At 39.4% G+C, this 11,211-nt stretch carries 12 protein-coding genes; all 12 read left to right on the top strand.

Annotated elements, in window-relative coordinates:
- Positions 1-35 precede the first annotated feature (35 nt).
- Positions 36-1,166, top strand: coding sequence for a cell division protein FtsZ (gene ftsZ / locus JW794_02870; protein ID MBN2017066.1), 1,131 nt, complete (start codon positions 36-38; stop codon positions 1,164-1,166).
- A 1-nt stretch (position 1,167) separates the two neighbouring features.
- On the top strand, positions 1,168-1,527 hold the full coding sequence (locus JW794_02865) for a phage holin family protein (protein MBN2017065.1): 360 nt from the start codon (positions 1,168-1,170) through the stop codon (positions 1,525-1,527).
- Positions 1,528-1,685: 158 nt separating this feature from the next.
- Positions 1,686-3,005, top strand: coding sequence for a GTPase (locus tag JW794_02860; GenBank protein MBN2017064.1), 1,320 nt, complete (start codon positions 1,686-1,688; stop codon positions 3,003-3,005).
- A 16-nt stretch (positions 3,006-3,021) separates the two neighbouring features.
- Positions 3,022-3,291: a 30S ribosomal protein S15 gene (rpsO, locus tag JW794_02855; GenBank protein MBN2017063.1), complete on the top strand. Its 270-nt coding sequence runs from the start codon at positions 3,022-3,024 to the stop codon at positions 3,289-3,291.
- Positions 3,292-3,337: 46 nt separating this feature from the next.
- On the top strand, positions 3,338-5,503 hold the full coding sequence (pnp, locus tag JW794_02850; GenBank protein ID MBN2017062.1) for a polyribonucleotide nucleotidyltransferase: 2,166 nt from the start codon (positions 3,338-3,340) through the stop codon (positions 5,501-5,503).
- 3 nt (positions 5,504-5,506) lie between these two features.
- The gene (gene wecB, locus JW794_02845; GenBank protein MBN2017061.1) at positions 5,507-6,613 is read left to right on the top strand and encodes a UDP-N-acetylglucosamine 2-epimerase (non-hydrolyzing); all 1,107 of its coding nucleotides are present in this window, start codon (positions 5,507-5,509) and stop codon (positions 6,611-6,613) included.
- A 12-nt stretch (positions 6,614-6,625) separates the two neighbouring features.
- Positions 6,626-7,633 (top strand): UDP-glucose 4-epimerase GalE, encoded by a 1,008-nt coding sequence (galE, locus tag JW794_02840; protein MBN2017060.1) that lies wholly within the window; start codon positions 6,626-6,628, stop codon positions 7,631-7,633.
- Between the two features lie 27 nt (positions 7,634-7,660).
- Entirely contained in the window at positions 7,661-8,992 is a 1,332-nt protein-coding gene (locus tag JW794_02835; protein ID MBN2017059.1) for a UDP-glucose/GDP-mannose dehydrogenase family protein, read from the top strand.
- 9 nt (positions 8,993-9,001) lie between these two features.
- Entirely contained in the window at positions 9,002-9,481 is a 480-nt protein-coding gene (locus JW794_02830; GenBank protein MBN2017058.1) for a 3-isopropylmalate dehydratase, read from the top strand.
- A 53-nt stretch (positions 9,482-9,534) separates the two neighbouring features.
- On the top strand, positions 9,535-9,945 hold the full coding sequence (locus JW794_02825) for a hypothetical protein (protein MBN2017057.1): 411 nt from the start codon (positions 9,535-9,537) through the stop codon (positions 9,943-9,945).
- A gap of 12 nt (positions 9,946-9,957) precedes the next feature.
- On the top strand, positions 9,958-10,662 hold the full coding sequence (locus JW794_02820) for an SIMPL domain-containing protein (protein MBN2017056.1): 705 nt from the start codon (positions 9,958-9,960) through the stop codon (positions 10,660-10,662).
- Between the two features lie 17 nt (positions 10,663-10,679).
- Positions 10,680-11,063, top strand: coding sequence for a hypothetical protein (locus JW794_02815; GenBank protein MBN2017055.1), 384 nt, complete (start codon positions 10,680-10,682; stop codon positions 11,061-11,063).
- The last annotated feature ends 148 nt before the right edge of the window (positions 11,064-11,211 follow it).

Raw genomic sequence — 11,211 nt, 5'->3', positions numbered from 1 at the left:
ATAGTGATCCCTGAGAAAGTCGATAGGGAGAAGATATGCTAAAATTTAATCATTCATCGAACAAAATATCCAAGATCAAGATTATTGGCATTGGCGGAGCCGGAAACAATGCTGTCAATACAATGATCACGAACAATCTTGGTGGTGTGGAATATGTTGCTGTCAACACCGATCAGCAGGTTCTGAATGTTTCTGCTGCTGAAGATAAGATTCAGATAGGTAGGAATCTGGTTAAAGGTTTCGGTGCCGGTGGAAAACCCGAAGTCGGAGCTATGTGTGCTGAAGAAAGCAAAGAAGACATTAAAAAAGCGCTTACACATTCAGATGTCGTTTTCCTCACTGCCGGTATGGGGGGAGGAACAGGAACAGGTGCATCACCGATCTTTGCGAAGATTGCCAAAGAAATGGATGTTCTCACAATTGCAATCGTGACCTACCCATTCAGTTTTGAAGGAAAATACAGGAAAGAAAACGCAGATAAAGGCATTGCAGAACTCAAGGAATATGTCAACTCTCTCATCATCATAGATAATGATAAACTACTACAAACATTCGATAATATTGAACTCTACCAGGCATTTGAGAAATCCAATTTCGTACTTTATAATGCGGCGAAAACCTTTACCGAGATCATCAATAAAGAGGGATATATGAACGTCGATCTTGCAGACGTGAAGACTGTGCTGTCTGAGATGGGATATGCACTTATCGGATTCGGATCTGCAAGCGGAGAGGGAAGAGCTGCAAAAGCTACACACCAGGCACTGGAAAATCCGCTTATTCAGGACATTTCCCTTGAAGAAACCAAAGCAATTCTTGTGAATATCACTGTCGGTTTTGATTTTGTGACCAAAGAGTATGAGGAAGTGACAAAGATCATTTATGAAAAGACAAATGAGAATACAAATATCATTCATGGGCTCGTATTTGATAAAGATCTAAAAGATATTATCTCGATTGCGATCATAGCTACTGGCATGCTCACATCTGACAAGAAGGAGATCGACATTACACCACCGGAAGAGGAACAAACCCAGGAAGACAGACAGAAAGAGCTCGAAGAGATCATGGCGCGGATCAAGCAGTCAGAACAACTTGCACCCCAAAATAATGAATATACAATGGAAGAAATCCGTGATCTATACATAAAAGAAAGGTCAGAGTAATATGGATTATATTATAAGACTTGTTATTTATTCTGTTGCGGTTTTAATCGTCAGCCGTCTTACTCACTTGATCGAGATCAAGAACTTTGGCACTGCACTTCTTTTTGCCTTTGTACTCGGTATCGTGAATGTACTCATTCGACCGATTTTTTTATTCATATCACTACCCCTAATAGCACTCACATTTGGCATTTTCCTCATCTTTATTAATGGTTTGATGATTATTATTGCAGGTGCATTTTTCAGGAATGTTCAAACAAAGGGCTGCCTTTCCTCTGCAATTGCAAGCGTGCTGATTTCACTTGTTGTATTTTTATTTGAGATGGTGCTTTTTCCGGGACAAACAGTCATAACTTATTAGGAGTGTTTCTTTACAGAAATAATACAATCAATTTTTATTGACCAGCTTTGTGATTCATCAGAAAAAGCGCATAACAAGGGTAGGGTCATGAAACTTGACACATTATTCTACCCCAAAAGTTATGTCATCAAAAAATGAATCTTGAAAGGATAAAGAACATGAAGCGAAAAGTCATTATCATGGGCGCTGCTGGTAGAGATTTTCATAATTTCAATGTGATCTATCGTGATAATCCTGATTATGAAATTGTTGCCTTTACTGCAACGCAAATTCCAGATATTGAAGGAAGAAAATACCCAAAGGAATTGGCAGGAGAATTGTACCCAAATGGTATCCCGATCGTTGCCGAATCCGAACTGATCGATCTTATCAAAGAACATAATATTGAGATGGTTGTATTTGCCTATAGTGATGTAAATTACGAATATCTTATGCATAAAGCTTCGATGGTAAATGCTGCAGGTGCTGACTTTGTACTTTTGAGTGCAACTGAAACAATGATCAAAACAACGAAACCTCTTATTACCATATGTGCTGTAAGAACCGGTTGCGGAAAAAGCCAGACCACCCGTGCAGTTGTGCGCTACCTGAAAGATAAAGGTTTGAAGGTTGCTTCGATCCGTCATCCAATGCCATATGGTGATCTTGTAAAGCAAAAAGTGCAGAGATTTGCTGCGATCGAAGATCTCAAAAAGCATGAATGCACGATCGAAGAGATGGAGGAGTACGAACCGCACATCGATATGGGTAGTATTATTTATGCCGGTGTTGATTACGGTGCAATCCTTGAAGAAGCAGAGAAAGAAGCTGACGTCATCGTATGGGATGGCGGGAATAATGATACTTCCTTTTACAAATCAGACAATATGCTGAACATCGTTGTTGCAGATCCCCACAGACCAGGTCATGAGCTTTATTATTATCCAGGTGAGACAAATCTTCGTCTTGCTGATGTTGTTGTGATCAATAAGATTGATTCTGCAAATCCGGAAGACGTACTTGAAGTTCGCGATAACATAAGATCAGTTAACCACAATGCAGTCATCATTGATGGTGCATCACCAGTTTTTGTTGATAATCCCGAATTGATCGAAGGTGCCCGTGTACTTGTTGTCGAAGATGGACCCACACTTACTCATGGAGAGATGAAATACGGTGCAGGTGTCGTCGCAGCAGAGCGTTGCGGTGCAGGTGAATTTGTTGATCCACGCCCATGGGCAGTCGGAACGATTGAAGAAACATTTAATAAATATCCTGAGATTGGTGTGCTCCTTCCAGCAATGGGTTATGGAGAACAGCAGATCAAGGATCTTGAAAAAACAATAAATGCAGTTGATTGTGATGTTGTGGTAATTGGAACTCCCATTGATCTTCGTAGAGTAGTAAAAATTGATAAACCTGCCGTACGTGTGTCGTATGAATTGCAGGAAATTGGACAACCCACACTGACAGAAGTGCTGGATAATTTTGTGAAATAGATATGTAGGAGGACGAGTGGCTTTGGAAAAAGACGCGAAAACTACCATAATCAAAGAGTTTGGTTTACATGAATCTGATACAGGATCTCCTGAAGTACAGATTGCACTCCTCACTCAGCGAATTGCGGGTATTACCGAACATCTGAAAGTCCATAAGAAAGATCATCATACACGACGAGGACTTCTCATGCTCGTTGGACAAAGACGACGACTTTTGGATTATATTAAAAACAAAGATATTACTCGCTACAGAAAGTTAATTAAAGCTCTTAACATAAGAAAATAAGGGCAGATTGAGCAGAGTATGAACCCTTTGTTCAGACAGGAGCTACATGGATAGTAACTTGATAAGAATGGAAACAGAGTTTGCTGGAAGAACGCTGACTCTTGAGACCGGCAGAATGGCCAAACAAGCAAACGGGTCAGTGCTGGTGCAGTATGGAGGTACGGTCGTTCTTGTTACTGCCACAGCTTCCAAAACAAGACGAGAGGGGATCGATTTTTTCCCTCTCATGGTTGATTTCATCGAAAAAATGTATGCAGCAGGTAAAATTCCTGGCGGTTTCTTCAAAAGAGAAGCAAAGCCGTCAACAACTGCAACACTTGCTGCACGTTTGATAGATAGACCCCTAAGACCACTTTTCCCGGATGGATTTAGAAATGAAGTACACATCGTTGTGACAGTTCTTTCGTATGACAAGAAAAATTCGCCTGAAATGCTGGGAATGATCGGCGCTTCGGTTGCTTTGAGTATTTCGGATATCCCGTTTCACGGACCAATTGCAGGCGTTAATGTTGGTTTTGTAGGTGATGAATTTATCATAAATCCTACTGAAGAACAGTATGAAAATTCGAGATTGGATTTAGCTGTTGCAGGAAAAGAAAATGCAATTATGATGGTCGAAGCCGGTGCATATGAGATCAGTGAAGCACAGATGCTCGAAGCATTGGATAAGGCACATGAGAGCATCCGAGAACTGATTGCTTTTGAAAAAGAATTCATTGCAAAAGCTTCAAAACCAAAAGCTGAGTTCGAACTTGATATAATCGATGAAAAACTCATTCAGGATGTTCATAATGAAGTATCAAAGAAGATCGAAGAAGCTTTGAATATTGCTGAAAAACTCGAAAGAAATACAGCACTCGATACGATTAAACAAGAGCTGATTGCTCATTTTGAAGAATCGCTTCCTGAAGAAGAATTTATCGAGAAAAAAGGTCAGATTCTTCAGGCATTTGACGATACTGTTAAGAAGTTGATGAGAAGGAAAATCACTGAAACCGATAAACGTGTCGATGGTCGAGGTCTTGACGATATTCGCGATATTACCTGCGAAATCGATATCCTTCCATTTACTCATGGTTCCGCACTCTTCACTCGTGGAGAGACTCAGTCACTTGGTGTGGTTACACTTGGTACCAGTTCAGATGAGAAAGTGATCGATGAGTTGGATGAAGAATATAAGAAGAAATTCTATCTTCACTACAACTTCCCGCCCTTCAGTGTTGGAGAAACCGGCTTTATGCGAGGTCCGGGCAGAAGAGAACTCGGTCATGGAAATCTCGCAGAACGATCTCTATTACCTGTGATTCCTACAGATGAAGAGAAGTTCCCTTATACGATAAGAATCGTTTCCGAAATCCTTGAATCAAATGGGTCATCTTCAATGGCAACAGTGTGTAGCGGAACATTATCTTTGATGGCTGCAGGTGTGCCGATAAGCAGACCTGTTGCAGGCGTAGCGAATGGACTGATTCTTGAGGGTGATAAGTTTGTTATTCTTACCGACATTATGGGAATGGAAGATCATTATGGAGATATGGATTTCAAGGTCGCAGGAACTGATCAGGGAATAACTGCTCTCCAGATGGATATCAAAGTTGAAGGTATCACTCGTGACATCATGGCTGTAGCTCTTGAAAAAGCTATCAACGCACGTTTCTTCATACTCGATAAAATCAAAAATACGATACCTGAACCTCGTTCTGAGATTTCTCCTATCGCACCTCATATCGAAGTTATTAGAGTTAAACCTGACAGGATTGGTGAGATCATTGGACCTCAGGGAAAAATAATCAAAGCTATCATCGAAGAAACTGGGGTTGCAATAGATATTGAAGATGACGGCACAGTTCGGATCGCATCACCAGACAGAGATTCTATTCAGAAAGCTCGAGAAAAGATCGAAGCTATCGTCGAAGAACCTGAAATCGGCAAAATCTATGAAGGTGTCGTGAAAAGTGTTCGGGACTTTGGTGCTTTTGTAGAATTTCTACCGCGTCAGGAAGGGCTTGTTCATATTTCAAATCTGGAAAACAAGCGTACTGAAAATGTAGCTGATGTGATCGGTTTTGGTGATAAAGTAAAAGTTAAGGTCATAGGAATAGATAAAGACGGGAAAGTTCAGTTAAGTATGAAGGACATCGACGATGCGATTATTGAGCGAAATAACAGACCAAGACGTCGCGATTTTAGTCCTAATAAAAAACGATATTAAATTATTGTGAAAATTGCCTTAGTTGTCGGGGCTCGTCCAAACTTCATGAAGGTGGGTCCCGTTTACTTTGAACTAAAAAAACACTCACGATATACACCGCTGCTTATTCATACCGGACAGCATTACGATCAAAACCTTTCACAAATATTTTTTGAACAACTTGGATTTCCAAAACCCGATGTATATTTAGGTGTTGGATCAGGAACACATGGAGTCCAAACAGCCAAGATCATGATCGCTTTCGAGCAATTCCTTATGCTCGAGAGACCTGATCTTGTCCTCGTTGCAGGTGATGTTAATTCCACTGTTGCTTGTGCCATCGATGCTGTTAAGCTGCATATCCCTGTTGCACATCTCGAAGCTGGACTCCGGTCGTTTGATCGAAAAATGCCGGAAGAGATAAATCGTATCGAAACAGATTGTATATCAAGCATGCTTCTGACACCTTCACGAGATGGAGATGAGAATCTTATTCGCGAAGGTATATCTAAAGAAAAAATATTTTTTGTTGGGAATGCAATGATCGATTCTTTGAAGAAGTACGAGTCCATAGCTGAAGAGTCATCAATAATGCAAGAGTTAGATCTTAAGAAACATGCATACGGATTGATAACGCTTCATAGACCCAGCAATGTTGACGATAAAGAGAATTTTAAAAAGATCCTCGATGCGTTTTCTGTTATTGAACAAGAAATCCCGCTTGTGTTTCCTATGCATCCGCGATCCCGAAAACAGCTTGAAATTTTTGGATTACTGGAACAAGTAAATGCTATTCCAAATTTGAGACTCATCGATCCTATTGGATATCTTGATTTCTTGAAATTAGAAAAATATGCACAGCTTGTACTCACTGATTCTGGCGGTATTCAGGAAGAAACGACCGTATTTGGTGTCCCCTGTCTAACATTGCGCGAGAATACTGAGCGACCTATCACAATAGAACTGGGTACGAACCAGCTTATTCCGTTGGAAACAGATGAGATTATAAAGCACGCGAAAGAAATATTAGCCGGAAATGTAAAGAGAGGAAGTATTCCACCATTGTGGGATGGACATACTGCCGAAAGAATTGTAACTGTTATGGATAACTTCGATTATTCATTCAAATAAAAGGTGGAGAGCATGAAAGTTTTAGTTACTGGAGGAGCAGGATATATAGGTAGCCACACGTGCGTTGAACTTCTGAATGCAGGTCATGAGATCGTTGTAATTGACAATCTGTCGAATAGCAAAATGGAAGCTCTGGATCGTGTAAAAGAGATTACAGGTAAAGATCTTATTTTTTATAAGATAGATATTCTCGATAAGGAAGGATTGAGAGAGATTTTTTCTCAGCACGATTTTGATGTTGTGATCCATTTTGCCGGATTGAAAGCAGTAGGGGAGTCTGTCGAAAAGCCGCTTATGTATTATCATAATAATGTAAATGGTTCAGTGTCACTCTTTGAAGTTATGAGAGAATATAATGTTAAAAACATTGTTTTCAGTTCATCTGCAACCGTATATGGCGATCCTCATACCGTTCCAATCAAAGAGGATTTTCCCCTCCACCCGGCAAATCCATATGGAAGGACTAAGCTAATCATCGAATGGATATTGAAAGATATATATGCATCAGACAATTCGTGGAATATTGTCCTGCTTCGTTATTTTAATCCTGTTGGTGCTCATGATAGCGGTAAAATCGGTGAAGATCCCAGCGGAATTCCTAATAACCTTCTTCCCTTTATCTCACAAGTTGCAGTCGGGAAATTACAGGAACTTGCAGTCTTTGGAGATGATTATCCGACAGATGATGGAACAGGAGTGAGAGATTATATACATGTCGTCGATCTTGCAATAGGTCATATCAAAGCACTCAAAAAGATAAAACAAAAATCCGGTTTAACAATTTACAACCTTGGTACTGGTAGAGGATATAGTGTTCTGGAAATTGTCAGAGCATTTGAGAATGCTTCTGGCAAGGATATTCCTTACAAAATCGTTGAACGGCGTCCCGGTGATATTGCAGTTTGCTTTGCAGATCCTACACGTGCAAAAAAAGAATTGGGATGGATTGCAGAAAAGGGTATCCTCGATATGTGTGCTGATTCATGGAGATGGCAATCAAATAATCCTGAAGGATTTTAATAGGAAAATTGATAAGGAGAAATTAGAATGAAAATTTCTATCGTTGGCTCTGGGTATGTTGGACTCGTAACAGGTGCATGTCTTTCTGATGTGGGACATGAGGTAACATGTGTTGATAACAATGTTGAAAAGATCGAAATGTTGAATCATGGTGAAATGCCCATTTTTGAAAAAGGTCTTAAAGAACTCGTTCAGAGCAATGTTGAGGATGAAAGGCTATTTTTTACTACCAATATCAAAAAAGCAACAGAAGATGCACAGGTAATTTTTATTGCTGTGGGAACTCCTCCTGATGAGGACGGTTCTGCTGATTTGCAGTATGTTCTGGCAGTTGCAAAAGATATTGGAAATTATATGAATGGTTACAAGGTTGTTGTTGATAAATCAACAGTTCCGATCGGCACTGCAGACCTTGTTCAAGCAACAATCTCTGAAGTATTACAGAGCAGAAATGCATCTCATGAATTCGATGTAGTCTCAAATCCCGAATTCTTAAAAGAAGGGGTTGCGATAGATGATTTCATGAAACCGGACAGAGTTGTCATAGGCACTAACAGCGAGCGTGCAAAAAAAATAATGCATGAAGTATATACTGCTTTTACGTTTCAGCATGATAGAATAATTTTCATGGGTATTCGTTCTGCGGAAATGACAAAATATGCGGCTAATGCAATGCTCGCTACGAAAATATCTTTTATGAATGAAATCTCCCGTCTCTGCGAACAGGTTGATGCAGATGTGGAAGATGTAAGAACAGGAATTGGTTCTGATCATAGGATTGGTTATAGTTTTATCTATCCTGGTGCTGGATATGGCGGTTCATGTTTTCCAAAAGATGTGAAAGCTCTCATTAAAATTGCCCATAAGCATAATTCGACAGCACGAATTCTCGAAGCGGTTGAAGAAGTAAATGATGAACAAAAGTTGGTGTTGGTTAAGAAAATTGTTCAAAATTTTGGTAATGATTTATCAGATAAGGTTTTTAGTATATGGGGACTTTCTTTCAAACCTATGACTGATGATATGCGAGAGGCTCCATCACGTGTTATTATCAAAGAACTTATTAAAAAAGGGGCCAAAATCCAGGCATATGATCCAGAGGCAATGAAAGAGTCAAAGCGTATTTTTGGTGATAATCCAAATATTACATACTTCGAAGATCAATATTCAGCCTTGAAGAATGCACATGCATTACTTCTTATAACTGAATGGAGACAGTTCCGTATGCCGGATTTCGACAAAATTAGTAACCTTCTTAAAGAAAAAGTTATATTTGACGGTCGTAATCAATATGAACCAGTTCAAATGGAAGAATTGGGATTTTCCTACTATTGCATAGGACGCCCTAAATTATCATAGGAGTGTAACATGGCTGTATTTTTCTACAATCAGGATAATATCAATACAGATCTAATGTTCCCGGGGAAATACACGTATGAGTCCTCTGACGTTGAGTTTATTAAAGAACACCTATTTGAGGATCTGGATTCAGAATTTTCGAAGAAAGTCCAGAAAGGTGATATTATAATTGTTGGTAAGAATTTTGGATGTGGTTCATCAAGAGAACAGCCCTCTGTTGGACTTAAAGCATTTAGGATTAAGGCAATTGTCGCCAAATCTTTTTCAAGGATATTTTACCGTAGTGCGACAAACCAGGGATTGTTGCTCATTGAATGTCCTGAAGCAGTGGAATCATATTCGAAAGACAGCAATGTCGAGGTGGATGAAAAACTTGGAAAGATTAAAGTAGGCGACAAAGAGTTCTCTTTTCCTCCACTGCCCGAACAAATGCAGGATATTATAAATGAGGGTGGTCTCCTTTCGCACATAAGAAATAAAATAAGTTGACGAGTTAATTATTCATAAATAAATTCGCAACCAAATAAAACTCAGGGGGTATAATGGAAGTAAAAGAACTTATCCAGGAGATTAAGGAAAATCTCGAAAAATCAGCAAACACAAGGTCGATATTTGGCGACATTATGAAAGTTGAAGACATGTCTATCATTCCTGTCGGCTCATTCACCATGAAAGGCGGTGGCGGTGGCGGCTTCGGTTCAATGGCAATGAAAGGCAAGTTTGATGTTGAAGAGACTAAAGCCGATGAATCTGGTACACCAACCGGTAAAGGTGGCGGACTGGGTCTTACCATTGATGTCAAACCTGTCGGCTATATCAAGATCAAGGATGGTGAAGCTGAATATGTTGAGATCATCGATAAGACAAGTGTTATCAAAAATGCACTTAAAGTCCTCATCTTCATGATCGTCGTATCTGGCATTAAGAATCTATTCAAAAGAAAAAAGAAGTAGTTGGAGCGACCTATGAATCATAAGTCAGCATGGATACTCAGTTTTGGATTGATTCTCGCTGCACTCATATTCGGGATATTTTTTTATGGAGCACGACAAGCTGATCAGACAATTCGAGTAGTAGGATACTCGACTCATGATTTTGAAGCTAATATTGTAAAATGGAGTTTTACGTTTTCTGAAACTGTTCCTACCGGTAATATTACTACCGGATATCAGAACATGAACAAAAAACTCGAAGGATTCAAAACTACATGGAATACTCTGAACATCCAAACTGAAGAATTCAATATCCAACCGATTTCAGTTCGGAAAATGTATGGTCAATATGGCAAAATTGAAGGCGACATCCTCGAACAGAACATATTTATCATATCAAAAGATCTTGATGCGATTGAAAATCTTGCGATTAATCCTGCTCCTTTTATCCAACAAGGACTTGCTTTTGAATATTCAAACATGGAATATTTCTCAACCGATCTACCTGACATAAAAATGAAACTGCTCGGAGCTGCAACACAGAATGCAATCGAAAGAGCTAACGAAATAGCTCAATCAACAGGAAGTAAAGTCAAAGAGATAACCTCGGCACGCACAGGTGTATTTCAAATAACAGAACCATACTCAACAGAGGTATCCGACTACGGAATGTACCAGACCTCAACAAGAAAGAAATCAATTCGAGTAACGGTGACCTGTACGTTCACTATTAGATAGTCCACGGGAGGACACACATGAGCTTACGTGAAGACGTATTTGCTTGGTTTGAAGCACACCCGGAGGAATTAAAAAAAGAGGGATATGGCTCAAATGCCGCATTGCGGGATGCCTTTCCAAAAGAAGACAGAAAAACACTTTCTAAGTATAAGATCCAATATTTACGCGAAATGAAAGAGGAGAACCTCTCAGAAAAACCAGTAGAGAAAGTAAAAAAGGAATTTAAAGAAGAAATATCCCAAGATGATCTTAAGATCGGAGACCATGAGTTTGATGAGATGATCAAAAAAATCAAACAGTCGACTCCAGCAGATTTTATCAAAAAACATCACTTCTTTATTTTCGCAGGACTGATCTTCATCGTCATCTTCTTTATTTTCAACCCATTTAAAAAAGATTAGTCATAGCAGATATTCACGTTCTGCATGAAGATTGAATTTCTTAAGCAGCAAATGATGAATAGGGTGCTTTATGCCCTTATTCCAATAGTATTGTATGCCATCTATCTCTTTGGATGGCGTGTTCTTTTAGTTGTTCTTGTAACAAACT

It is taken from the genome of Candidatus Cloacimonadota bacterium, assembly GCA_016932035.1.
GTDB lineage: Bacteria > Cloacimonadota > Cloacimonadia > JGIOTU-2 > JGIOTU-2 > Celaenobacter.
This window is presented reverse-complemented; position numbering and strand designations above follow the sequence as displayed.

Coding starts and splice junctions, on each gene's coding strand:
- ftsZ (MBN2017066.1), top strand. CDS start 36: ATGCTAAAATTTAATCATTCATCGAACAAAATATCCAAGATCAAGATT.
- JW794_02865 (MBN2017065.1), top strand. CDS start 1,168: ATGGATTATATTATAAGACTTGTTATTTATTCTGTTGCGGTTTTAATC.
- JW794_02860 (MBN2017064.1), top strand. CDS start 1,686: ATGAAGCGAAAAGTCATTATCATGGGCGCTGCTGGTAGAGATTTTCAT.
- pnp (MBN2017062.1), top strand. CDS start 3,338: ATGGATAGTAACTTGATAAGAATGGAAACAGAGTTTGCTGGAAGAACG.
- galE (MBN2017060.1), top strand. CDS start 6,626: ATGAAAGTTTTAGTTACTGGAGGAGCAGGATATATAGGTAGCCACACG.
- JW794_02835 (MBN2017059.1), top strand. CDS start 7,661: ATGAAAATTTCTATCGTTGGCTCTGGGTATGTTGGACTCGTAACAGGT.
- JW794_02830 (MBN2017058.1), top strand. CDS start 9,002: ATGGCTGTATTTTTCTACAATCAGGATAATATCAATACAGATCTAATG.
- JW794_02825 (MBN2017057.1), top strand. CDS start 9,535: ATGGAAGTAAAAGAACTTATCCAGGAGATTAAGGAAAATCTCGAAAAA.
- JW794_02820 (MBN2017056.1), top strand. CDS start 9,958: ATGAATCATAAGTCAGCATGGATACTCAGTTTTGGATTGATTCTCGCT.
- JW794_02815 (MBN2017055.1), top strand. CDS start 10,680: ATGAGCTTACGTGAAGACGTATTTGCTTGGTTTGAAGCACACCCGGAG.